The sequence below is a fragment of the Corallococcus sp. AB018 genome, from assembly GCF_003986945.1.
GTDB lineage: Bacteria > Myxococcota > Myxococcia > Myxococcales > Myxococcaceae > Corallococcus > Corallococcus exiguus.
This window is the reverse complement of record NZ_RAWR01000036.1, coordinates 18,828-42,565: the sequence shown is the minus strand read 5'-3', so window position 1 is coordinate 42,565 and position 23,738 is coordinate 18,828. Positions and strand designations below refer to the sequence as shown.

Annotated in this window: 21 protein-coding genes; 12 read left to right on the top strand and 9 right to left on the bottom strand. The window is 70.2% G+C overall.

Translation table 11 applies throughout. The annotated features are described in order from the left end of the window. Positions 1-21: 21 nt before the first annotated feature. On the top strand, positions 22-966 hold the full coding sequence (locus D7Y11_RS10485) for a hypothetical protein (RefSeq protein WP_120574354.1): 945 nt from the start codon (positions 22-24) through the stop codon (positions 964-966). Between the two features lie 109 nt (positions 967-1,075). Next, positions 1,076-1,471 (top strand): LysM peptidoglycan-binding domain-containing protein, encoded by a 396-nt coding sequence (locus tag D7Y11_RS10480; protein WP_120574353.1) that lies wholly within the window; start codon positions 1,076-1,078, stop codon positions 1,469-1,471. A 58-nt stretch (positions 1,472-1,529) separates the two neighbouring features. Here the strand turns inward: D7Y11_RS10480 and D7Y11_RS10475 are convergent, their stop codons facing one another. Beyond that, the gene (locus D7Y11_RS10475) at positions 1,530-2,210 is read right to left on the bottom strand and encodes a hypothetical protein (RefSeq protein WP_126933596.1); all 681 of its coding nucleotides are present in this window, start codon (positions 2,208-2,210) and stop codon (positions 1,530-1,532) included. Positions 2,211-2,270: 60 nt separating this feature from the next. Continuing rightward, complete coding sequence (locus tag D7Y11_RS10470) at positions 2,271-3,830, bottom strand: ChaN family lipoprotein (protein ID WP_120574351.1); 1,560 nt, start codon at positions 3,828-3,830, stop codon at positions 2,271-2,273. Positions 3,831-3,942: 112 nt separating this feature from the next. On the opposite strand from D7Y11_RS10470, the gene D7Y11_RS10465 reads away from it, so the two are divergent. Continuing rightward, entirely contained in the window at positions 3,943-7,053 is a 3,111-nt protein-coding gene (locus D7Y11_RS10465; protein ID WP_121751934.1) for a TonB-dependent siderophore receptor, read from the top strand. Then, on the top strand, positions 7,053-7,883 hold the full coding sequence (locus D7Y11_RS10460) for a 5'-nucleotidase C-terminal domain-containing protein (RefSeq protein WP_120574349.1): 831 nt from the start codon (positions 7,053-7,055) through the stop codon (positions 7,881-7,883). The genes D7Y11_RS10465 and D7Y11_RS10460 overlap by 1 nt, the downstream gene beginning before the upstream one ends. 46 nt (positions 7,884-7,929) lie before the next feature. On the opposite strand, the gene D7Y11_RS10455 is transcribed toward D7Y11_RS10460, so the two are convergent. Together D7Y11_RS10455 and D7Y11_RS10450 are read right to left on the bottom strand one after the other, a co-directional pair. Further along, positions 7,930-8,211: a TIGR04563 family protein gene (locus D7Y11_RS10455; RefSeq protein WP_014396355.1), complete on the bottom strand. Its 282-nt coding sequence runs from the start codon at positions 8,209-8,211 to the stop codon at positions 7,930-7,932. Between the two features lie 9 nt (positions 8,212-8,220). Next, complete coding sequence (locus D7Y11_RS10450) at positions 8,221-8,430, bottom strand: TIGR04563 family protein (protein ID WP_014396356.1); 210 nt, start codon at positions 8,428-8,430, stop codon at positions 8,221-8,223. 434 nt (positions 8,431-8,864) lie between these two features. Here D7Y11_RS10450 and tilS point away from each other — a divergent pair, with 434 nt between their 5' ends. The 8 genes from tilS to tsaE all read left to right on the top strand — a co-directional run bounded on the left by tilS (position 8,865) and on the right by tsaE (position 18,525). After that, positions 8,865-10,235, top strand: a complete 1,371-nt coding sequence (gene tilS, locus D7Y11_RS10445) for a tRNA lysidine(34) synthetase TilS (protein ID WP_126933595.1) — start codon at positions 8,865-8,867, stop codon at positions 10,233-10,235. Between the two features lie 181 nt (positions 10,236-10,416). Continuing rightward, entirely contained in the window at positions 10,417-12,333 is a 1,917-nt protein-coding gene (gene ftsH / locus D7Y11_RS10440) for an ATP-dependent zinc metalloprotease FtsH (RefSeq protein WP_120574347.1), read from the top strand. 172 nt (positions 12,334-12,505) lie between these two features. After that, positions 12,506-13,729, top strand: coding sequence for a dihydropteroate synthase (gene folP / locus D7Y11_RS10435; protein ID WP_126933594.1), 1,224 nt, complete (start codon positions 12,506-12,508; stop codon positions 13,727-13,729). Positions 13,730-13,893: 164 nt separating this feature from the next. Further along, positions 13,894-15,288 (top strand): phosphoglucosamine mutase, encoded by a 1,395-nt coding sequence (glmM, locus tag D7Y11_RS10430; RefSeq protein WP_120574345.1) that lies wholly within the window; start codon positions 13,894-13,896, stop codon positions 15,286-15,288. A gap of 101 nt (positions 15,289-15,389) precedes the next feature. Further along, a complete protein-coding gene (locus D7Y11_RS10425) occupies positions 15,390-16,115 on the top strand; it encodes a pyridoxine 5'-phosphate synthase (RefSeq protein WP_120550607.1) in 726 nt (241 codons plus the stop codon). A gap of 6 nt (positions 16,116-16,121) precedes the next feature. Then, positions 16,122-16,496, top strand: coding sequence for a holo-ACP synthase (locus tag D7Y11_RS10420; RefSeq protein WP_120574344.1), 375 nt, complete (start codon positions 16,122-16,124; stop codon positions 16,494-16,496). Positions 16,497-16,510: 14 nt separating this feature from the next. Then, positions 16,511-18,043, top strand: a complete 1,533-nt coding sequence (locus D7Y11_RS10415; RefSeq protein ID WP_126933593.1) for an NAD(P)H-hydrate dehydratase — start codon at positions 16,511-16,513, stop codon at positions 18,041-18,043. Beyond that, positions 18,040-18,525, top strand: coding sequence for a tRNA (adenosine(37)-N6)-threonylcarbamoyltransferase complex ATPase subunit type 1 TsaE (tsaE, locus tag D7Y11_RS10410; RefSeq protein ID WP_126933592.1), 486 nt, complete (start codon positions 18,040-18,042; stop codon positions 18,523-18,525). Before D7Y11_RS10415 ends, tsaE begins: the two co-directional genes overlap by 4 nt. Position 18,526: 1 nt before the next feature. Here the strand turns inward: tsaE and D7Y11_RS10405 are convergent, their stop codons facing one another. The 5 genes from D7Y11_RS10405 to D7Y11_RS10385 form a co-directional block, all read right to left on the bottom strand. Next, the gene (locus D7Y11_RS10405) at positions 18,527-19,396 is read right to left on the bottom strand and encodes a class II glutamine amidotransferase (protein WP_120574341.1); all 870 of its coding nucleotides are present in this window, start codon (positions 19,394-19,396) and stop codon (positions 18,527-18,529) included. An 87-nt stretch (positions 19,397-19,483) separates the two neighbouring features. Beyond that, positions 19,484-20,749, bottom strand: a complete 1,266-nt coding sequence (gene hutI / locus D7Y11_RS10400) for an imidazolonepropionase (RefSeq protein WP_120574340.1) — start codon at positions 20,747-20,749, stop codon at positions 19,484-19,486. A gap of 2 nt (positions 20,750-20,751) precedes the next feature. Further along, the gene (locus tag D7Y11_RS10395; protein ID WP_120574339.1) at positions 20,752-21,471 is read right to left on the bottom strand and encodes a hypothetical protein; all 720 of its coding nucleotides are present in this window, start codon (positions 21,469-21,471) and stop codon (positions 20,752-20,754) included. 10 nt (positions 21,472-21,481) lie between these two features. Then, on the bottom strand, positions 21,482-23,137 hold the full coding sequence (hutU, locus tag D7Y11_RS10390) for a urocanate hydratase (protein ID WP_126933591.1): 1,656 nt from the start codon (positions 23,135-23,137) through the stop codon (positions 21,482-21,484). A gap of 108 nt (positions 23,138-23,245) precedes the next feature. Then, positions 23,246-23,668 (bottom strand): hypothetical protein, encoded by a 423-nt coding sequence (locus tag D7Y11_RS10385; RefSeq protein ID WP_126933590.1) that lies wholly within the window; start codon positions 23,666-23,668, stop codon positions 23,246-23,248. Positions 23,669-23,738: the final 70 nt, after the last annotated feature.

Here is a 23,738-nt window from a genome sequence, read left to right as displayed (position 1 = left end):
CTTACGTCCGCGGGAGTCCCCATGCTTCGCAGTCTCCTCGTCGCCCTCGTCGCACTGACCGCCGGCTGTCGCGCGCACTCCAGCGCGCCCCAGGCGGAAGCGGCGCAGGCCCCGGTGGGCGCGCCGGACGCGGCGGAGTCACCGGTGGAGCTGGTGGCGGACAAGGAGCTCCAGCGCGTGCAGAAGCGCGCGCAGTACATCGTCGAATCGGAGAAGGGCACCACCAGCGCCACGGACCTGCTGCAGGCGCGTCCGGACGTGGACCGCTCGCGGGTGAACGGGGTCTTCACCGTGCCGCGCGGCAACGCCTGGTACTCCGTCTTCGGCCGCTTCAATCCGCAGGACGCGTTCGTTCCCGCGTACGCGTACCGCGCGCCCATCGAGTTCTCCGGCGAGATGGAGGACTTTCCCGTCGAGTCCCTGCCCGAAGGCATGGACGCCCTGGCCCGCGCAGCGAGCGCCGCCTGCGAGCGCGTCTACCAGGTGCACGGCCGCAAGCAGCTCAAGCCCGTCGTGCTGGAGGAGGACGACGGCATCACCGTCTACGTGCTCCAGGGCTTCGACGACTCGAACCTGTACCTGCTGGGCGGCGACTTCCGCTTCAAGTTCAGCAAGGACGGCCGTCAGAAGCTCCAGGAGCTGCCCCTGCACCAGGGGCTCATCCCCGTGTCGGTCGCGCCGGACGCGGACGGCGAGCGGCCCCAGTTCTCCGCGCACGCGCACGTGCTCTTCCCGGGGCCGCTGGAGACGGAGCTCGCGCTGGTGATGCTCCATCCCGCGCTGGGCGGCCTCTTCGTGGGCGTGGAGGACCAGGACCGCGTCTACGCACTGTCGCCGGATGGCACCATCCGCGAGGTGCGCCTGAGCCGCGAGGAGGTCCTGCGTGAGCTGCGGCCGGACGGCACCTTCGCACCGCCCGAGGAGCTGAACGTCGCACCGGAGCCCGGCGCGGACGTGGTGCTCTGAACAGCTCCTGGCTCCGCAGTGTTGAGCTTCGTTCACGTCCTTCCCGGCGGTCCGTCATGGCCAGGGGGCGGAGTGCTTGAGTTCGCGCCCTCACGACAGGAGAACACGGATGGCCTTGCAGAACGACTACCAGGACGTGCTGGACGTGGCGAAGAACGTGGGCGCGAAGGTCGAAGCGCGCGAGGAGAACGGCAAGCTCATCATCAAGGGCACCGTCGACCACGCCTTCGACCGCGATCGCATGTGGGATCAGATCAAGGCGAAGCACCCGAAGTGGAACGATGAAATCATGGTCATGCTCACCGTGACCCACGAGGAGCCCTACGGCGTGCACACCGTGAAGTCCGGCGACACGCTCAGCAAGCTGGCCAAGGACATCTACGGGGACATGAAGCTGTACACGAAGATCTTCGAGGCCAACAAGGATCAGCTCAAGGACCCGGACCACATCAAGGTGGGCCAGGTCCTCAAGCTGCCGCCGAAGACCATCGCCAACCGCGCCTGAGTCTCAGCGCTCCCGCTTGCCGGTGGACCGCTGCTTCGCGGCCCGCCGGCCTGGTGGCTCAAGGGCAGTACGGGCACTCCACCGTCGCTTCGAGCGAGTCGTAGACGAGGCAGTTCTGGTCCGCGGCGCTGTCGTTCTTCTGCTGGCAGCGGTAGTTCCACACGGAAGCGCACTGCGTGTAGACCTGCGCGTCGCCGGTGGGGCCCTGGTAGGTGGACGTGCAGGTGCCGCCCGAGCTTCCACCCGACACGGTGCAGCTGTTGGGGTCGGTGTTGCTCGTGCACTTGAGGCTGGAGCAGTTGGTGCCGCTGCCCATCCACTTGCCCGAACAGCTGGAGGCCGAGGTGCGCTGATCACAGAGCACACGGTTCAGGTTCGAATCGTAGTAGGCGCACGCGCCGTTGCCGCTGCCGCCACCGCCGCCGCCGCCACCACCGCCGGAAGGCGTTCCCCAGCTCCAGTCGGGCGTCCTCGGCTCGGAGAAGCTGTTCAGCGACACCTCGCCGTCAGAGAAGCCCACGTCCTCGCACGAGTCGCCGTCGAAGTAGCCGCAGTAGTCCCAGCCGTCGCACCAGAAGTCGCGGCACTCGTCTTCGGTGTCCTCATTGCAGAAATAGATGGACGAGCCATGGACGCAGGCGCCCTGAGTGGGGAAGCACCCGGGCATCACGAGGCCCACGGCGAGGAACAGGAGGACAGCGGACACAACGCCCGTGAGCGGACGAGGAGATGGGGTCATGCCGCCGGAATGTAGCGTCAATTGGATGCGGGATTCAGCAGCCGCGATGCCACCGGAGGACTAGATGCCCCGCAGGCGCGCGGCCCATGCCAGGTACGCGCCGCGCGGATCCACGAGCGGATCCCGGAAGAGGGCGCGGATGTCGGCGATGTCCACCTGACCGGCGTCGAAGGCCCGGTAGAGGCTGTCCCCCAGGAGGTAGCCGAGCGCGTGGCTGACGCCGTGGAACAGGCGGTCGCGGCGCAGGGGGAGGAGCTTCACGGCCTCGTCGGGGGCCTCGGACTCCGTGGCCTTGTGGGCGAGGACGAAGGCGGCGATCTGCCGCTCCAGGCCCCGGGCCTCGCCGAAGCGCTTCGCCCACTCCGTGACGTTGGGGCAGGTGCGGCGCGGGTTGATCAGCTTGGAGCCGAAGAAGCCCAGGGCCTCTTCCAGACAGCGTGCGTAGAAGGCCTCGGACGCGCCGCGCGGGGCGTCCATGGCGTCGCCCACGGCGCAGTGGCGCACGAAGTGGGCGGCCTCCTCCGCGGCGTGGTTCAGGGACAATGACGCGAGGTAGGCCGTGCGCGCGCGCGGGATGTAGCCGCTCTCGCGCGACAGGATGTGCTTGCGCAGCTGGGACAGCTCCGCCTGCGTGAAGCGGCCGCGCCGACGGATGCGGGCGAGCACGTCGCCATCCGCCGCCGTCGTCACCTCCACCGAGTCCAGTTCGCGCCCGACGGACACGCCCGCGAGCCCACCGATGAGCTCCGCCATGTCCCGGAAGCGCTCCGCGGCGCTGCGGTCCAACAGGGGCGCGTCGTCGCCTTCGGCCTCCAGGTAGTCCAGGAAGCTCTGCTGGCAGAGGACGGGCGAAGCGTTCATCAGGCACAGCGCGCCGTCCGCCAGCTCCACGGCCTCCGCGCTGCCCAGCCGGCCTTCGCGCGCGAGGCGCCACCAGAGGCCTTCGGCGTTCTGGTACACGACGAGGCCGCGGCGCGGATGGGTGTCTCCCAACGCGCGCTCCACCTGCGCGGGCAGGTGGCAGGGCGCTGCGTGGAACTGGCCCACCAACACCATCACCAGCGGGACATCCTCAGCGCGGGCCACACGGGCGATGCGCTCCGCGGCGAAGGCGTCGCGCAGCGCGAGCGAACGCTCTCCCTGGGCCCGCCGGTCGATGGCGGCCACCTGGAGCTTGAGGCGCTTCGCGAAGGCCAGCACGGCGCGGATGCCGGCGCCGGGACCGAAGCCCGGGGTGGGACCATGGCCCAGCCGGGACATCAGGGTGCGCTCGGGCAGGCGTCCCGCGAGGTACGCGTCGAGGGCGGCCTGATGACGGCCCTCCACGCACTCGAGCGCCAGCACGACGCGGCGGCCGGAGGCGAGGGCGCGCTCGGCGAGGTCCAGGTAGGTCTGCTGGGCGAGCGGCAGCGTGTGGTAGTCGCCGACGTAGACGAGGTCCGACGCCGCGATGCGCTGGTGCACGTGGGTCAGGGAGACCACGCTCTGGTAGGTGCTCGTGCGCCGGCGGTACCGGGCCTCGTAGGCGCGGAAGGCTTCGGTGCGGCCTTCGACCACCCGGGCGATCTGGGCGCGTTGGCGGCGGAAGAGGGCGAGGTGAAGGGCAAGCGACGCGCGCATGGAGCGACAGGCACCGTCGCATGCGCTCGCGGGGGCGGCAAAAAATCGGCGGGACGCGGGAAGGTGGCTTGCTTGACTCGCATGGCCCTGCAACGGACCATCGCCGTCAATCTTGCAGACCGTTCTTCCTCGCACGCTCATCCTCTGTGCCGTGGTGTTCGCCGCGGCCCCCGTCCACGCGCAAGAGGCCGCGCTGCTGCACGCATCGCCGCCGCGCTCCGAGGCCCGACAGCCCCTCCAGCTGGATGCGACGCTGGTGGATGGCGCCAAGGTGCTGGAGCTCTTCGTCCGCTATCGCGGCCCGGGCGAGCCGTACGTCCAGGTCTCCATGGAGCGGCAGTACGGAGACCTGTACCGCGCGGTGATTCCCGCCGAGCACATGGTGCCACCCGGAGTGGAGTACTTCGTCGAAGCGGCGATGGTGAATGGGGAGCGCGCGCCGCTCTTCATGTCCGCGCTCCGGCCCGCGAGGGTGATGGTGGGGACGCAGACCGCTGAGCCCCCGCCGGTCCGCGCGCCGCCGGTCCGCAAGGGGACCCGTGACGCACCGAGGTCCACGCCCGACATCGATGCCTTCGCGCCGCCGTCGGGGGCAGGGGAGGACGATGACTCGGGGAGCGCTCCGACTCCGCCTCCTCCCGCGGGTCGTCCGGATGGAACGGGCGCACGCACGGGGACCACCGATTCGCGGACTTCGAATCGAACGGACAGCGTGGACTCCCGTCCGGGAGCTTCCGACCCGCGAGCATCGAGCACTCCCAGCGGTACGGATCCACGTGCCTCAAGCCGCACGGGCGGTGCGGACCCGCGTGCTTCGAACCGCACGGACGCGTCCGATCCACGCGCTTCGAGCCGCACGGACGGCACGGATTCGCGAGCCCCAAGCCGCACGGACGGCACGGATTCGCGCACGGCCCGAACGGACGGTTCGCGCGCGCCGACCCGAACGGACACGGCCGACCCTCGCGCTTCGGCTCGCACGAGCGGTACGGACTCGCGGGCTCCCGGCCGTGCTGACGGAAGCAACGCGCGCGCTTCCAGCTCCGACGACGCCATGGCCGCGCTCAACGCGGACCTTCCTCCGGAGCCTCGCGCTTCCTCCTCCCCCAGCGCCATGGACGACGACCTGGCGCTCTACAGCGCGGAGGACGTGCTCGCGGTGACGACCCTCCAGGAGGCGTCTGTCCGCACCGTGCCGGCCATCGGTGCCTCCTTCAACCGCGCGCAGATGATTGCCCTGGGTGCCCGCACGGTGGCGGACGTGCTGGACGTGGTGCCCGGCGTGTCCGTCAGCCGCGACGTGCAGGGCTTCCACCGCACCGCCATCCGGGGCCTGCGCAACGACGCGGAGGTGCTCTTCCTCCTCGACGGCCACCGCCTCAACAACTTCTTCGACGGCAAGGCGCTCATGAACCTGCCGGTGGAGAACCTGGAGCGCATCGAGGTCATCCGCGGCCCCGGCTCCGCCGTCTACGGCGCGGGCGCGTTCCAGGGCGTCGTCAACCTCGTCACCAACCACGCCGACGGCGTCCGCGGCGCCATCACCACCGGCGGTGTTCCTCGCGACGACGGCCGCCTGGCGCTCGCCACCGACGGCCATCTGTCCGCCGCGCACACCACCGGTGACCTGCGCCTGTTCGCGGACCTGGACCTCTGGACGCAGGAAGGCGACTCGCTGGTCATCGACCACGACGCGCTCGATGACGAGTCCGTGGCCCAGGGCCTTCGCGACGTGGACCAGCCCGCGGGCCGCACCCGTGACGGCCGCTTCCTCCTCAACGCGGGCGGAGGCGTGTCCTACGGCCTGGACAGCGCCGGCCGCGTGGGCATCACCGCTCGCTACCTCTCCGAGAAGCGCGATGCGCTCGTCGGCCTGTTCGACACCGTGGGCAACGACTCCCAGCTGTCCTGGGACGTGCTCCTCGCGGACCTCACCTGGGAGCGGCCCCTCTCCGACGGCGGCCAGGTGCGCGCCCGGCTGGGCTTCGATCAGCAGTCCACCGACCGCATGTTCCAGCTCACGCCCTTGGAGTTCCGCACCGGTGACGGCGCGGACCGCCTCTTCCCCGAGGGACTCCAGGAGCAGACGCAGGTCACCGTGCGCACCGTGACGGCCTCCGTGGACGCGGACCTCGCGCTGACGAAGGAGAACCACCTCACCCTGGGCTTCGTCGCCGAACAGCAGTCGCTGTCCCAGTACGACTACACCACGAACTACACGCTCGACGGCCGCCTGCGCCCCAGCCCCGCCGCCCCTGAAGGGCTGGTGGACCTCACGAAGGGCGCGGCCTCCCGCCGCCTCAACCTGGGCCTCTCCGCGCAGGACCAGTGGACCGTGCTCTCCGCGCTCACGCTCACCTTCGGTCTGCGCCTGGACGCCATCCAGCTTCCCGACGCGGAGGCGTCAGGAACGCTCGACGCCAGCAAGATGGTGGTGCGGGTCAACCCGCGCGTGGGCCTGGTCATCGCCGCGTCGGACGCGCTGGTGCTCAAGGCGCTGTACGGCCGAGCCTTCCGCGCCCCCACGCCCCAGGAGCTGGTCGAGCGCATCCCCGACACCGACTACAACCAGGGCCGCTTCGAGGGAAACCCGCTCCTGAAGCCCACCACCGTGGACACCTTCGAGCTGGGCATGGACCTGGTCCAGGCCGCGGGCGACACCCGCGTGCGCGTGCGCGCCAACGCCTTCCTGCAGAACTTCGCCTCGCCCATCACCCCGGTGGACACCAGCGGCAACATCGTCCCCCTGCGCAACCGCGAGCTGGGCGTGCGCGTGTACGGCGTGGAGGCGGAGGCCCGCCTGGAGGCGTCCAAGCGCGCCGCCGCGTGGGTCAACGCCAGCCTGTCCCGCGCGCAGGACCTGGAGGTGCCGGAGCAGGCCCGGCTGCTCACGGACGTGCCCCAGGCGCGCTTCAACGCGGGCGTGTCCATGCCCCTGGGGGACTGGGTGAACCTGGACGTGGTGGTGCGCTCCGGCGCCGAGCGGCGCAACAACAACCGCTCCACGCTGGAGCTCATCCGCCGCTATGAGATTCCCGCGTACAGCCTCATCACCGCGCAGCTGCGCACCGAGCCCATCTGGGAGCACTTCGAGGTGACGCTCTACGCACAGAACCTCTTCGACCACGACCTGCGCGACGACGTGCCCCGGCCGGACCGCGTCACCGGCCTGCTGCCGCGCGAGGGCGTGTCCGGCTACCTCACCCTGAGGGCCTTCTACTGATGGACCGCCGCCACCTCACCGCCGCGCTCGCGGCACTCACGCTCTTGCCCGGGTGCCTCGCGTACAACGACTCCTGCACCCCGCTGGTGGACGACCCCGACGCCGTCGTGGGCTACCTGGGCGAGGAGGTCCAGCTGGGCTCCGCCTTCACCCGCCACGACAACAACGCGCTGGGGCAGCTGGCCGCGGACGCGTTCCTCCACGCGGAGGATGGCGCCTCGAAGGCCACGGAGCTGGGCATCATCAACGGCGGCTCGCTGCGCGACGAGGGCCTGTGCGTCACCCGCACGTCCCTGCGCACGGGGCCGCTCACCGACGGCGTCCTGCACGAGGTCATCCTCTTCGAAAACCTCGTCGTGACGGTGGACCTCACGGAGAAGCAGCTCGTGGACCTCTTCGAGCACTCCGTGGAGACGCTGGCCGTGGAGGGGCAGGCCATCGTGTCTCCGTCCGGCGCGTTCCTCCACGTGTCCGACGGCACCAGCATGCGCGTGGACTGCGCGCGTGCGGCGGGCCAGCGCGTGACGGAGCTGCGCGTGCGCGGCCGCGCCGTGTCCATCCCCGCGCGCGACGACGCGTCCATCCGCTACCGGGTGGCGATGTCCACGTTCCTGCTGTCAGGAGGGGACGGCTACGGCGGCATCCTGGGCAACGCGGGTCAGGACCCGGACCGCAACCCGGTGACCGCGCGCAAGCTGGGCGGCACGGACGCCAACATCGCGGCGGCGTACATGAAGAGCACGTACCCCAGCCCGGTCCAGGCGCTGAAGGAAGCCCCGCGCATCGTCTTCGCTAACTGTGCCCGGCCCTCCCGGCCCGCCCCGCGCTGACGTCTCGCGCGGTGTCGGACTTACGGGGGCCGGGGTGGATGGAGCCCTACGGCTTCGAGGGCTCGTCCGAGGATGCCGGGGCGCTGGACGTCACCACCGCGGGAGCGGAGGTGGCTGTCTGCGCCGCGGCGGCCACCGGCCGTGGAGGCAGGGGGCCCAGCACGTCGTTGACCGAGGGCATGCGGCGGATGTCAGCGCGGGCGACCTTCCATGCCTGCTGGACGATCCACGACAGGGAACGATCCTGCCGCGTTGCCTCACGCTGGATCTCTTCCAGCATGTCCTCGGGAAAGTAGAGGGATTGCTTGCGGTGATCCGTGGTGGCCATTGCCCTGCCTTACGGCCTTTCTTCGCGCGGGTCCGTGCGCTCGTCGCCCGTGACGTCATTCACGGCAGGGAACGACTTGATGCGGTCGCGGGCGATCTTCCAGGCCTGCTGCACCACCCAAGAGAGAGAACGGTCCTGCCGGTTCGCTTCCTCCTGGATCTCCTTCAGCATCTCCTCGGGGAAGTACAGCGACTGCTTGCGCTTGTCGGTGCCTGCCATGCCTGGGTCTCCGGGGCGGATTCGAGGTGACGACCTGAACACACCGGAGCGGTTATCCGACAGACGCCCTGAAGGGTCAACGGTTTCGGAGCACTCAAGCGTGCGCCCGAGGGCTGAACGCTCCACTTCCGACAAAGAGTGCCCCGGTCAAAAAAGTGAAACGCCCCGGCCTCCACAGGGGAGACCGGGGCGCTTCGGAAAGAGGGACCGCAGGGAGCGAATCTCCGAGCGGCCCCGTGGACCCAGAGGGGGAGGGGGGGGACCCCTAGGTCCAACGTCATGAAGTCCAGAACGTCCGACCAACAACCGCGAAGCGCCGTTCTATTTCCGCCCCGCGTCCTTCCGTTGTGGGAATCATGGAATGCATCCCCACGCTTCCGTCACCGCGAATCTGTAACCCGGTCATCTGACACTCCATTCCGAACGCTGGCGCCATGCCTCGCGCGTCTCCTGAAAGCTCCTCGCTGCCCGGCAGGCTCGCCCGCTCGTATGCCGAGCACGGCGCCCGTTCGCGCTCGGTGCTGCTGGCCGTCTCCGGAGGCGCGGACTCCACCGCGCTCCTCGTCGGAACGGCGCGCGTGCGCGAGGCGCTGGCGCTGCACGTGGAGGTGGCGACGGTGGACCACGGTCTCCGGGCGGAGGCCGCGCGGGAGGTGACCTCCGTCGTAGGTCTGGCCGAGCGCCTGGGGCTGACCTGCCACGTCCGGCGGCTCGCGCTGTCGCCCGGGGCGGGGCTGGAGGCGCGCGCGCGCGCGGCGAGGTACGCGACCCTGGAGGTCCTGCGACAGGAGCGCGGCCTGGACTTCGTGGCCACCGGCCACACGCTCAATGACCAGGCGGAGACGCTGCTGATGCGCCTGTCCCGGGGAACGGCGCTCCGGGGCGCACGCTCCATCCACGCCCGTGCTGCCACGCTCCTCCGCCCGTTGCTCGCGTGCTCGCGCGAGGACGTGTTCGCCTTCCTGACCACCGAGGAGGTGGGGTTCGTGGTGGATCCGATGAACGCGGACCCGTCCTTCTTCCGCACGCGTGTGCGCCAGGACGTGCTGCCCGCGCTGAACCGCGCGGCGGGTTTCAGCACCGTGGAGCACCTGGCCACCTTCGCGCGGCTCGCCTCCGAGGACGAAGCCCTGCTCGACGGGCTGGCGGACGCGGCGTGGGAGCGGCTGGCGCTGTCCGGGGGCGGGCTGGACGCCGTGGGGCTTCGCGCGCTGGAGCCTCCGCTGTGGCGCCGCGTGCTCGCACGGCTGCTGGGCACGGCGGGCGCCCGGGTGGACCACGCCACGCTGGAGCGCGCGCGGGAGGTGGTGGCGCGCGGGGGCGCCATTCCTCTGAGCGACGGCTTCCTCCTGAAGGCCACCGGCGGGCGGGTGCGGTGTGTGGGACCTGGAGGGGAATCACCGCCCGCGCCGTTGGTGCTCGCGGGGCCGGGGGCCCAGGGGGACTTCGGCGCGTGGCGCTTCCAGGTGGCCGCGGAAGGATTTCCGCCCCCAGGCGTGTTGGCCTTGATGTTGGAGGAGGGGACGGCGTGGCCACTCACGGTGCGTTCGAGAAAGCAGGGCGACCGCGTCCGGACGCGCGCGGGCCACCGCAAGGTGCAGGACGTGATGGTGGATGCCCGCGTTCCTTCGGAGGCGCGCGACGCGCAGCCGGTGGTGGTGGACGCGCGCGGGGAACCGCTGTGGCTTCCCGGCGTCCTGCCGCGCTTCGTCGAACCGGGTGCGGCTTCGCGCGAGGTGGCTTCCCGACACTCGCTGTGGGCCTTTCCTCCGCTCACGAGCGAACGGAAGACCCCTCCGTTATAGAGTCGAAGCTTCGAAACGGGGGATGGTCGCGGTCCCCTAAATAGTTGAGGGCTTTTTGCTGTTGCTGATACGGTCCGTCGCTGGCCTGCACACGGGCGGGCGCCGGGCACATGACGAACTTCGCCAGGGTTCCTCCTGGCACGGCCCTCATCCCGCCGAGTACCGAAAGGGCAGCTGAAACGTGCGTTCGACCTACAAGACCATCGGGCTCTGGGTCATCCTGATCGTCCTCTTCGTCGCCTTCTACAATTTCTTCTCGCAAGGCAACGAGCAGGTGCAGGAACCGACCTTCACCCAGCTTCTGACCAAGGTGGAGGAGAAGAAGGTCCGTGCCGTCTCCGTCAAGGGCAATACCTACTCCGGTACGTTCAGCGACTCGAACGACAAGTTCCGGACGACGGGGCCCCCGCCGGACGTGGCCGTGCTCAACCAGCTCCGCGCCTCCGGCGTGGACGTGAAGTACGAGCGCGAGGAGCAGAACAGCCTCTGGCTGACCATCCTCGGGCAGTGGATGCCCGTCGTCTTCCTGTTCCTGTTCTTCATCTTCTTCATGCGCCAGCTCCAGGGCGGCAGCGGCAAGGCGATGACGTTCGGGAAGTCGAAGGCGAAGCTCCTCAGCGAAAGCCACAACAAGGTCACGTTCGCGGACGTGGCCGGCGTGGACGAGTGCAAGGAGGAGCTGGAGGAGATCGTCGCCTTCCTCAAGGACCCCAAGAAGTTCACCAAGCTGGGCGGCCGCATCCCCAAGGGCGTCCTGATGATGGGCCCCCCGGGTACGGGCAAGACGCTGCTCGCCCGCGCGGTGGCCGGTGAAGCGGGCGTCCCGTTCTTCTCCATCTCCGGCTCGGACTTCGTGGAGATGTTCGTGGGCGTCGGCGCCAGCCGCGTGCGCGACCTCTTCGAGCAGGGCAAGAAGAACGCCCCCTGCATCATCTTCATCGACGAAATCGACGCCGTGGGCCGCCACCGTGGCGCGGGCCTGGGCGGCGGTCACGATGAGCGTGAGCAGACGCTCAACCAGCTGCTGGTGGAGATGGACGGCTTCGAGTCCAACGACGGCGTCATCCTCATCGCCGCCACCAACCGTCCGGACGTGTTGGACCCGGCGCTCCAGCGCCCGGGCCGCTTCGACCGCCGCATCATCGTTCCCCGTCCGGACCTCAAGGGCCGCCTGGGCGTGCTGAAGGTGCACACCCGCCGCGTGCCGCTGGCCCCGGAGGTGGAGCTGGAGGTCATCGCCCGCGGAACCCCCGGCATGACGGGCGCGGACCTGGAGAACCTGGTCAACGAGTCGGCCCTGATGGCCGCGCGCCAGAACAAGGAGCGCGTGGACCTGGCGGACTTCGAGCAGGCGAAGGACAAGGTCTTCATGGGCCCGGAGCGCCGGTCCATGATCATGACCGACAAGGAGAAGCGGAACACGGCCGTCCACGAGGCCGGTCACGCGCTCCTGGCCAAGCTGCTGCCCGGCTGCGACCCGCTGCACAAGGTCACCATCATCCCGCGCGGCCAGGCCCTGGGCGTCACCTGGAGCCTGCCCACCGAGGACAAGGTGAACGGCTACCGCAAGCAGATCCTCGACCAGATCACCATGGCCATGGGTGGCCGCATCGCCGAAGAGCTCATGTTCAACGAGATGAGCAGCGGCGCGGCGAACGACATCGAGCGGGCGACGGAGACGGCGCGCGCCATGGTGTGCCGCTGGGGCATGAGCGAGAAGATGGGCCCGCTGGCGTTCGGCAAGAGCGACGGTGAGGTCTTCCTGGGCCGCGACTTCAACTCGTCCAAGGACTACTCCGAGGACACCGCCCGGCAGATCGACATGGAGGTCCGCAGCATCGTCGTGGGCTGCTACACCACCGGCAAGCAGCTGCTCACGGACAAGCTGGATGTGCTCCAGCGCGTGTCCGACGCCCTGGTGGAGTACGAGACGCTCGACGCCGAGGACGTGAACATCATCCTCCAGGGTGGCCAGCTCACCCGTGAGCGCCCGGCGCCGCGCGTGAGCTCCTCGCCGAAGCCGACGGAGAAGAAGGACAAGCGGAAGATCCTCGACGCGCTCGAGGGCCTGCCCAACATGGAGCCGAAGAAGGCGTAACGCCTCTCAAGGCTTCCTCCTGAAGTGACGAAGGCCCTTCCCGCGTATCGGGGAGGGCCTTCTGCTTTTCGCCGTGACGCCCTGCGCGTTCCAGTCGTCCTCCCTTCCCTGGACCCGGCGAAGCGGCGACACTGATTCACCGCCGTCCACACGCTTTGAAGGGGTCCTGACCGTGCTGCGCGCACGCCTCATCTCCCGCGACCGCCCCGACGACCTGTCGCTGGTCCTCCGCCGCCTGAACCTGTCTCCTCGCAACCGCGAGCACCTGGCGCGCGAGCTGGGCTACGCGCACGTGCTCGTCACCGGGGGCCGTCCCTCCTACGAGGAGGAGCTGGTGCCGCCATACGGCTCCAAGGAGCGGGAGAAGCTGCCCACCTGGACGCCGGGTGGACACGTGGACCACCCGGGCGAGGTGCTCCTGTCCGGCAGCCGCCAGCAGTTCGACCGGCTGATTTCGCTCGCCCGAAAGTCTCCTCGCACGGACGGCCTGGCGCGGGCCCTGGAGGAGGCGCTGTCCCCCGCGCCCATGCCAGCGCTGACCCTGAGCGGGCGGCGGTTCGAGTGGGGCACGCGTACGTACCTCATGGGCGTGGTGAACGTGACGCCGGACAGCTTCTCCGACGGCGGCAGCTTCCCGGACGCGGCCAGCGCCGTGGAGCACGCGATGAGGCTGGTGGACGCGGGCGCGGACATCCTGGACGTGGGCGGCGAGTCCACCCGGCCGGGCTCGCTCCCGGTGTCCGCGGACGAGGAGCTCTCGCGCATCCTCCAGGTGGTGGAGGGCATCAAGCGCCGCTCCACCGTGCCCATCTCCGTGGACACCACGAAGGCGGCGGTGGCGAAGGAGGCGCTCAAGGCCGGCGCCCACCTCATCAACGACGTCACCGGCTTCCACTCGGAGCCGGCGCTGGCCGGCGTGGTGGCCGCCGCGGGCGCCGCGTGTTGCCTCATGCACACCCAGGGCATGCCGAAGACGATGCAGCAGGACCCTCGCTACCAGGACGTCGTGGGCGAGGTGATGGACTACCTGGAGGAGGGGATGTTCCAGGCCACCGAGGCCGGCATCCCGCGCGAGCGCATCCTCCTGGACCCGGGCATCGGGTTCGGCAAGACGCTGGAGCACAACCTCTTCCTCCTGCGCCGTCTGGAGGAGCTGCGGGGGCTGGGGCAGCCCCTTCTGGTGGGCACCAGCCGCAAGTCCTTCCTCGGGAAGCTGACGGGCGGCAAGGGCCCCCAGGAGCGCCTGGCGGCCACCCTGGGCTCCGTGGCGGCCATGGCCATCCTGGGCGGCGCGGACGTGGTGCGGGTGCACGACGTGGGCGAGGCGCGGGACGCGCTGGCGGTGGCGGACGCCATCCGGCGGGCTCGGGGCGGCGGCGACCTGTACGGCGGCTGACGGGGGCAAGCCCCAACGTCGTAAACAGGCCAGGTCCGCACGCCTGGGCGCTTGCCTGGGTGACACCGCATCCCTAGCTTCGGGCCCACGTGCCGGACGGGGTATAAGCCCCGGACGCGAGTGGCCGGAGCCCTTCCGGCAATGGGAAAGGTGGAGCGGCACACATGGCGTACAGGATGGACATGCCCCCCAAGGAAGCTCAGAAGACGGAGCGGCTGTTCGGCACGGACGGCGTTCGTGGCGTGGCCAACGTCTATCCAATGACGGCCGAGGTCGCGATGAAGCTCGGCCGCGCCCTGGCGTACCTCATCCGCAGCGGTCCGCACCGCCACCGGGTCATCGTGGGCAAGGACACGCGCCTCTCCGGCTACATGCTGGAGCAGGCCCTGTCCGCCGGCCTCATCTCCATGGGCGTCGACGTGGAGCAGGTGGGCCCGCTGCCCACGCCCGGCATCTCCAACCTCACCACGTCCATGCGCGCGGACGCGGGCGCCGTCATCTCGGCGTCCCACAACCCGTACCAGGACAACGGCATCAAGTTCTTCTGGCGCGACGGCTTCAAGCTGCCGGACGAGACGGAAGCCAAGATTGAAGAGCTGGTCTCCAGCGGCGAAATCGACAACATCCGTCCCACGGCGACCAAGATTGGCCGGGCCATCCGCCTGGACGACGCGCGCGGCCGCTACATCGTCTACCTGAAGGCCACGTTCCCCCGCGAGCTGACGCTGGAGGGGATGACCATCGTGGTGGACTGCGCCAACGGCGCGGCGTACCGCACGGCGCCCGCGGTGCTGGAGGAGCTGGGCGCGAAGGTCATCGCGCTGGGCGTGTCCCCGGATGGCAAGAACATCAACCACAAGTGCGGCGCGCTCCACCCGGAGGGCCTGGCCAAGGCGGTGGTGAAGCACGGCGCCCACCTGGGCGTCGCGCTGGACGGCGACGCGGACCGCCTCATCGTCGTGGACGAGAAGGGCAACGTCGTGGACGGCGATGCCATCATGGCCATCTGCACGGGTGAGCTCGTCGCGCGCAAGGAGCTGAAGAAGAAGACGCTCGTCTCCACGGTGATGAGCAACATCGGCCTGGAGCGCGCGGTGTCCCAGTGGGGCGTGAAGGTGGTCCGCACGCGCGTGGGCGACCGGCACGTCGTGGACGAGATGCGCCGCAATGGCTACAGCCTGGGCGGCGAGCAGAGCGGCCACCTCATCTTCCTGAACCACACCACCACGGGCGACGGCACGCTCGCGGCGCTGCAGCTGTTGGCCGTGATGTGCCGCCAGCAGAAGCCGCTGTCGGAGCTGGCCTCCATCTTCCAGCCGGTGCCGCAGACGCTGCTCAACGTCGTGGTGAAGCAGAAGCGCGAGCTGGGTGAGCTGCCCACGGTGATGAAGGCCATCAAGAACGTGGAGCAGAAGCTGGGCAACAACGGCCGCGTGCTGGTGCGCTTCTCCGGCACGGAGCCCAAGGCCCGCGTGCTGATTGAAGGCGAGGACGCGGCGCGCAACGAGGCGTACGCCCGCGAAATCGTCGAGGCGCTCTCCAAGGCGCTCAACGGCTAGCGACGGCGGTTGACTTCCGGACGCCGGCCACGAATAGAGGGGCCGGCGCGGGCCCGGGTCCCTGGACAATCCCGCACCGCGCCAGCGCAAGGAGCGGGACGATGGGACAGCGACTGGGTGTCAACGTGGATCACGTGGCGACGCTGCGGCAGGCGCGGCGCACCGTGTATCCGGATCCGGTGACGGCCGCGGCGATGGCGGAGCTGGCCGGCGCCCGGCAGATCACCATCCACCTGCGCGAGGACCGGCGCCACATCCAGGACCGGGATCTGCGCATCCTCCGTGAGACGGTGCAGACGCTCCTGAACCTGGAGATGGCCGCCACCGCGGAGATGGTGAAGATCGCCTACGAGTACAAGCCGGACGTGGTGACGCTCGTCCCCGAGCGGCGCGAGGAGCTCACCACCGAGGGCGGCCTGGAGGTCGCGGGTCAGCGCGAGTCCATCGCGAAGATCATCAAGAACCTCAAGGACGGGGAGATCGCCGTCTCGCTGTTCATCGACCCGGACCTGGATCAGGTGCGCGCGTCGCACAAGGTGAACGCGGACCGGATCGAGCTGCACACGGGCCGCTACTGCGAGGCGCGCAACGAGAAGGAGCGCGCGCGGGAGCTGGCGCGCATCGTGGACGCGGCCAAGGCGAGCGCCAAGCTGGGCATGGGCGTGGCCGCCGGGCACGGGCTCAACTACGACAACGTGCAGGCCATCGCTCGCATCCAGGAGATCGACGAGCTGAACATCGGGCACGCCATCGTGGCGCGCGCGGTGCTGGTGGGCTTCGAGCGCGCGGTGCGTGAGATGCTCGAACTGATGCGCGACCCGGGGTAGGCCCGCATGCCCATCGTCGGACTGGGGTTGGACCTCTGCTCCATCGAGCGCATCCAGCGCATCCTCGAAGGTCCGCGCGCGGAGGCATTCCTCACGCGCGTGTACACCGACGGCGAGCGCGCGTACTGCGCGCCCCGGCACGACGCGGCCAGCGCGTACGCGGCGAGGTTCGCGGCGAAGGAGGCGCTGGTGAAGGCGATGGGCGTGCCTCCGGGCGTGAAGTGGCGGGACATGGAGGTGGTGCGCGAGGGCGGTCCGCCGCGCTTCGTGCTCTCCGGCGTGGCCCGTGAAGTGATGGAAGCGCGGGGGTGGGACGCGATGCTCGCGCTCACCCATGATGCCGGCGTGGCCGCGGCCACGGTGGTGCTCCAGACGAAGTAGGGAGGTTGGAAGCCATGCAGCGCGTGCTCACCGCGAACCAGATGCGAGAGGCCGAGAAGGCCGCCCAGGATCAGCACGGGATGCCGTCCGGGCTGTTGATGGAGAACGCGGGCCGTGCGCTCGCGGAAGCCGCCCGGAGCATCGCGGGCGCGGGCGGGCGCTTCACGGTGCTCTGCGGCCCCGGCAACAACGGCGGGGACGGCCTGGTCGCCGCGCGCTTCCTGCTGGAGGGAGGCGCCCGGGTGGTGGTGTCGCTGGTGGGGGACACCGGCAAGCTCACGTCGGAGGCGAAGCGCAACCTCCAGGCGCTGGAGGGCTTCGGTGAATCGCCGCGCGCCTTCGAGGCGCTGCCGGAGGCGGGCCCGGGCGACGTGGTGGTGGACGCCCTCTTCGGCACCGGCCTGAAGCGCGCGCCGGAGGGCGTCTTCGCGGACGCCATCGGCACGGTCGCGCGGTGGCGGCGCGCGGGGGCGAAGGTGGTGGCCGCGGACGTGCCCTCTGGCCTCCAGAGCGACACGGCGGAGCCCTTCTCGCCGTGCGTGGAGGCGGACGTCACGGTGGCCTTCGGCTTCGTGAAGCCCGCGCATGAGCTGGAGCCCGGCGCGTCGCTGTGCGGCGACGTGCGGCGCGTGGACATCGGCCTGGGTGGTGAGTCCACTCGCGCGGTGTCCGGCGCGGAGCTGTTCCGCGTGGAGGAGAAGGACGCGCGCGAGGCGCTGCCCAAGCGGCGCGCGGATTCGCACAAGGGCACCTACGGCCACGTGCTGGTGGTGGCGGGCAGCCCGGGCAAGACGGGCGCCGCGGCGATGGTGGCCCTGTCCGCGCTGCGCAGCGGGGCGGGGCTCGTCACCGTGGCCACGCGCCCGGAGGCGCTGCCGTGGGTGATGGCGCACTCGCCGGAGATCATGGGCATCCCGCTGCCGGGTGAAGGCCCGCTGGGGAAGGGCGACCTGGAGGCCCTCAAGGCCGCGCTGGAGGGCAAGGACGCGCTGGTGATGGGGCCGGGCATCCCCCGGGGGCCGGAGACGGGCGCGCTGATTGGCGACCTGCTGGCGTCCGTGGAGGTGCCCGCGGTGCTGGACGCGGACGCGCTCAACGCCGTCGCGGAGGACCTCAAGGTGCTGCGGGAGGCGAAGGGGCCCGTGGTGCTCACGCCGCACCCCGGGGAGATGGCGCGGCTGTGGGGCCGGACGACGAAGGACGTGCAGGCGCACCGCGTGGGCGTGGCGCTCAACCTGGCCACGTCGCTCAACTGCACGGTGGTGCTCAAGGGCTCGCGCACGCTCATCGCGGAGGCGGGCGGGCGCGTGTTCATCAACCCCACGGGCAATGCGGGCATGGCCACTGGCGGCACGGGCGACGTGCTGTCGGGCGTGTGCGGCGCGTTGCTCGCGCAGGGGATTCCGCTGCCCAAGGCCGCGTGGACGGCCGTCTACGCGCATGGGCTCGCGGGCGACCTGATGGCGCAGCAGCGCGGGTTGCTGGGCCTCATCGCCACGGACCTGCTGGTGGGCCTGGGCCACGTCTGGACGCGGTGGGAGCGATGACTAGCGCGGAGCAGCCCACGCGCTCGCGGCGGCTGGTGTCTCCGTCACCGGAGGAGACGCACCGACTGGGCGTGAAGCTGGGACTGCTGCTCCAGCCCGGGGACTTCGTGGGGCTGATTGGCGACCTGGGCGCGGGCAAGACGCACCTGGTGCGCGGCGTGGCGGAAGGGGCGGGTGTGGCGCAGTCGGAGGTGGCCAGCCCTACCTTCGCCATCGTGTATCCGTATGCCGGCCGCATCCCGCTGTACCACGCGGACCTGTACCGCCTGACGGACTACGACGAGCTGTACGCCACCGGGTTCCTGGACCTGGTGGGCGGTGACCACGCGATGCTGGTGGAGTGGTTGGACCGCATCCCCCAGGCCGCGCCGCGCGACTTCCTGCGCGTCACGCTCCGCCATGAGGGAGAGGACGCGCGGAGCCTCGACGTGGAGGCCTTCGGCGCGCGTCCTGCCGCGTTGCTCGAGGCGTGGCTGGGCTGAATCAGACCAGGGCGGGCTGCTCTGGCGGCCGCGGGTTCAGCACCCCGTCCGCCAGCGTCTGCACCTTCCAGCGGTGGAACGTGAGCCGCGAATCCACGCCCACCACGTCCTCTTCATCCACCGGCACCCAGTGCGGCCCGCCGCACAGCGACTCGCTGGAGACGAGGAACTGCTGGAGCGGCACCCCCGTGTTCGGCGTGCGCAGCGCTTCCGGGCAGCCGCTGATACCGGAGGAGATGAAGAGGGTGCGGTTGCGGCGCGTGGCCACCATCGCCTCGCCGTCCGTGACGAGGAAGTTCATCGCGGAGCGTTCCTTCGGCTCGCGGCTTCCCGGCACGTCCGTCAGCGTGGACACCAGCGTCATCGTCTCCGCGAGCGCCTGCGCCATCGCCTCCACGCTCACCGTGCCGTCGAGCGGCCCGCGCGCCGACAGCCGCGACAGGAACAGATAGAAGCAGCGCTCGCTGTCCGTGGTGCCCTTGATGTTGACGCGCAGCTCCGGGTGGATGAGCCCTTCCACGGTGGCCTTGTGCTTCGCGAACTCGCGCAGCGTGCCGTTGTGCACGAAGGACCAGCGGCCGAAGTGGAACGGGTGCGAGTTGCGCAGCTCCACCGCCCCCACGCTCGCCAGCCGGATGTGCGCCACCACGGTGCGCGCCGAGACCTGGCTCGACACACGCTCGAAGTCGGGGTCGCAGTGCGCGGGGCCCACGCCATGTGCGACGAGCGGCGAGGACTCCTGCCCGTACGTGGCGATACCCCAACCGTCCTTGTGTTCACGCGACTGGATGAGGAGGGAATTCCTCTCCGTCACCAGGGCGGTATGGACAGCGGCGGGAACAGCACTCCTGAATCCAAATAATCGGCACATGGTGGCAGCTGATCTCTACAACGGCCGGCCCACGAGGGAAGTTCCACCTGCCCCCTCGGCCGATGCCAGTTGTTCAGCGGCATCCACTCAGGGACAGTGATTCATACGCGCGCGAAACACCACACGTCCGCCCTTCACCACCACGCGCGCGTGACTGATACCCAGATGATAAGGCAGATGCCGGTAACTGCGACAGGCGAACAACACCAGGTCGCCCGCATCACCCACGGCCAGCCGCCCCTGCCGTTGCAACCCCAAGCATTGCGCGGCCCCTCGGGTGGCGGCCCAGTAGGCCTCCGCGGCTGACAGGCCGTTCTCCAGGCAGGCGAGCCCCAGCACCAAGGCCAGGTTCTCCGTCATGGACGAGCCGGGATTCACGTTGGAACCCAAAGCAATGTTGACGCCAGCGTCGCGCAGCTTCCGGCCGGGCGCGTAGGGGCGCATGCGCAGGAAGAGGGTGGAGGTAGGCACGAGTACGGCGGTGACGTTCGCGGCGGCGAGCGCGCGGATGCCCTCGTCCGTCACCTGCTCCAGGTGGTCCGCGCTGGCGGCGCCCACCTCCGCGGCGAGCGCTGAAGCGCCACACGCGGTGAGCTGATCCGCGTGCAGGCGTGGCGTGAGGCCCAGCGCCTTGCCCGCGTTGAGCAGCCGGCGGGACTCCTCCACGGTGAAGGCGCTGTCCTCGGTGAAGACGTCGCAGAAGCGCGCCAGGCCCTCGCGTGCGACGGCGGGCAATATCTCGTTGATGCAGAGGTCCAGGTACTCGGCGCGGCGGTCCTTGTACTCAGGCGGCACCGAGTGCGCGCACAGCAGCGTGGGCACCAGCTCCAGCGGGGACAGCGTGCCCAGGCGGCGCACCGCACGCAGCATCTTCAGCTCATCCGCCAGGTTCAGTCCGTAGCCGCTCTTCACCTCGGCGGTCGTCACGCCCTGCGCGAGCAGCCGCTCCAGGCGGGGCAGGGCGAGCGTGGCCAGCTCCTCCTCGCTCGCGGCGCGCGTGGCGCTCACCGTGTTGGCGATGCCGCCGCCGGCCTTGGCGATTTCGAGGTACGTGGCGCCCTGGTTGCGCAGGTCGAACTCGGCGGAGCGCTCGCCCGCGAACACCAGGTGCGTGTGCGGATCCACGAAGCCCGGACCCACGAAGCCGCCCTCGGCGTCGATGATCTCCGTCGCGTCCGTGAGCGCGCCCCTGGGCAGGCCGGACTCCGGGCCCACGTAGGCCACGCGTCCGTCCTTCACGCCAATGCCCGCTCCCGGGCGCGGGGTGAGGGCTGCTTCCGCGGGCTCGCGGTGGGTGCCCTCCACGGTGAGCACCTCGGAGGTGTTGCGCACCCACAGGTCCAGGGCTTCCATGCTCAGCGTCCTCCGCGTACGCCCGCCACGGGCGCGTTCCAACTGGTGTCACCCGAGTGCGCCCGGCCGAAGCCGCCGGACAGCTCCAGCTTCGTGCGCGACTCGCCGAACTTGAGCTGCGCCGCCACCACGGCGCCGTAGAAGTGCGTCGTCACCTGCGAGCCGGGGTTCACCAGCGACTGCTGCACGCTGAAGAACGGCACCAGGCCCAGCGACATGCCGGGCTCCGGCTGCACGGTGAACGCACAGGTGGCCTCCACGCCGAACAGGCTGCTGGTGCTGTCCGTGTCACCCAGCCCGAAGTCGGAAGCTCCTCGCAGGGAGAGGGCCGGGGCCATGCCCACCTTCTCCGAGCCGATGTAATACGACACGCCGGAGTAGACGCCGTAGCCGGGCGCCGGCAGGCCGACGAACTCGCCTTGCAGGCCCACGTGCCACGACAGGCGGTCGCTCACGGGCACCGTCACCGAGCCGTCGATGTCGATGCCCCACTGATCATTGTGGAAGGGCTTCGCGTCACCCTGGAAGGTGCCGTTCTCCCCGCGCTCCGAGAGCTGCGGAGCGTTGAGGCGGGGGCCGGCGCGCAGGCCCAGCTGGAAGAAGTTCTGCTGGGGGACGCCCGGGCCCAGGCGCATCACCATGGGCCCGGCGGTGGTGGGCGTGCATCCCGCGAGCACCCCCATCACCGCGGTCATCACGAAGGGTCGGACGCGTCGTGGCATCCGACGCACTCTAGGCGGTGATGCCGGGGATGCGCACGCCCCGCTCCTTCGCCACGTCGATGGCCTCCGGGTAGCCCGCGTCCGCGTGGCGCAGCACGCCCATGCCGGGGTCGGACGTGAGGACGCGCTCGATGCGGCGCGCGGCCTCCGGCGTGCCATCCGCGACGATGACCTGTCCCGCGTGCAGCGAGTAGCCCATGCCCACGCCGCCGCCGTGGTGGAACGACACCCACGAGGCGCCGTTCACCGCGTTCACCAGCGCGTTGAGGATGGGCCAGTCCGCCACCGCGTCCGAGCCGTCCTTCATGGCCTCCGTCTCGCGGTTGGGGGACGCCACGCTGCCGCAGTCCAGGTGGTCGCGCCCAATCACGATGGGGGCCTTCACCTCGCCCTTGCGGACCAGCTCGTTGAACGCGAGGCCCGCCTTGGCGCGCTCGCCGTAGCCCAGCCAGCAGATGCGCGCGGGCAGGCCCTGGAACGCCACGCGCTCCTGGGCCATGTCCAGCCAGCGGTTGAGCGACGCCTTCTGGGGGAACAGCTCGCGCACCGCGCGGTCCGTGCGGCGGATGTCCTCCGGGTCTCCGGACAGCGCCACCCAGCGGAAGGGCCCCAGGCCCTCGCAGAACAGCGGGCGGATGTACGCGGGGACGAAGCCGGGGAACTCGAAGGCGTTCTGCATGCCGCCCACCTTCGCCTGGCCGCGCAGGTTGTTGCCGTAGTCGAAGACGTGGCTGCCGGCGGCCTGGAAGTCGTTCATGGCCTGCACGTGCATGATCATCGACTCGCGGGAGCGCTTCACGTAGCCCTCCGGGTCGCGCTTGCGCAGCTCCGCGGCGGCCTCCAGCGACAGGTCCGTGGGGATGTAGCCGTTGAGCGGATCATGCGCGCTCGTCTGATCCGTCACGAGGTCCGGCTTGATGCCGCGCTTGTACAGCTCCCGGAACACCGACGCCGCGTTGCCGATGATGCCGATGGAGCGGCCCACGCGCTTCTGCTGCGCGTCCTTCGCCAGGGCCAGCGCCTCATCCAGGTCCTTGGCCACGACGTCCAGGTAGCGCGTCTCCACGCGGCGCTGGGCGCGGTGCGGATCGATTTCCACGCCCAGGAACACGGCGTTGTTCATGGTCGCGGCCAGGGGCTGCGCGCCGCCCATGCCGCCCAGGCCACCGGAGAGGATGAGGCGGCCGGCCAGGTCCTCGCTGCCGAAGTGGAAGCGGCCCGCGGCGGCGAAGGTCTCGTAGGTGCCCTGCAGGATGCCCTGCGTGCCGATGTAGATCCACGAGCCGGCCGTCATCTGGCCGTACATCATCAGGCCCTTCTTCTCCAGCTCGTGGAAGTGCTCCCAGTTGGCCCAGTGGCCCACGAGGTTGGAGTTGGCGATGAGCACGCGCGGCGCGTCCGGGTGCGTGCGCAGGATGCCCACGGGCTTGCCGGACTGCACGAGCAGCGTCTCGTCGTCGGTGAGGCTCTGGAGGCTCGCGACGATGCGGTCGAAGGAGGGCCAGTCCCGCGCGGCCTTGCCGGTGCCGCCGTAGACGACCAGGTCTCCGGGCTGCTCGGCCACGTCCGGGTCGAGGTTGTTCATCAGCATCCGGAGCGCGGCCTCCTGCACCCAGCCCTTGCAGGAGAGGGTGGTGCCGCGAGAGGCGCGGATGATGCGGGACATGCGGAAGACTCCTGGAAAGGGGGCGCCGCACCCTAACCGAACCCCCGGGGCCGCGGGGGGCTTGCGTGCAGGGCCAGCGTTGCTCCAGGACACGCTGGACGCCGTGCGTCAGTAGTCCTGGCGCGCGTCGACGGTGGCGCTGAAGTGGTACCGGTAGGTGCTGTCGTAGAACTTGATGCCGGTGCCCACCGCCGCGTTCAGGCCGTAGGCGCTGCCGGTGCAACCCGCGCAGATGACCACGCCGTTGCGCTGGATGTTCCACAGGCCGGTGATGTTGGACGCGGTGACGGACGTGACGGACGAGCCCACCAGGTCGAAGTCGTAGGTGTTGCCGTTGGCGGTGCCGTGGAAGCTGGCGTAGGCGGCGAAGGTGCTCTCGTTCCAGCTGACGGTCAGGTTGGCGCTCGTGGCCGGGTAGGTGGCCCCGTTGTCGCCGATGTACAGGCCGTGGGTGGACCAGATGCTGTGACCGGCCAGGGCGGGGGCGGACAGGAGCAGCGCGGCGGCGGCGAAGGGACGGATGGCGTTCATGGATGGCTCTCCAGGACTGCGGGGGGACGCGGGCGCTCCGGAAGGGACACTCCGCGTGCGCGCCATCCTG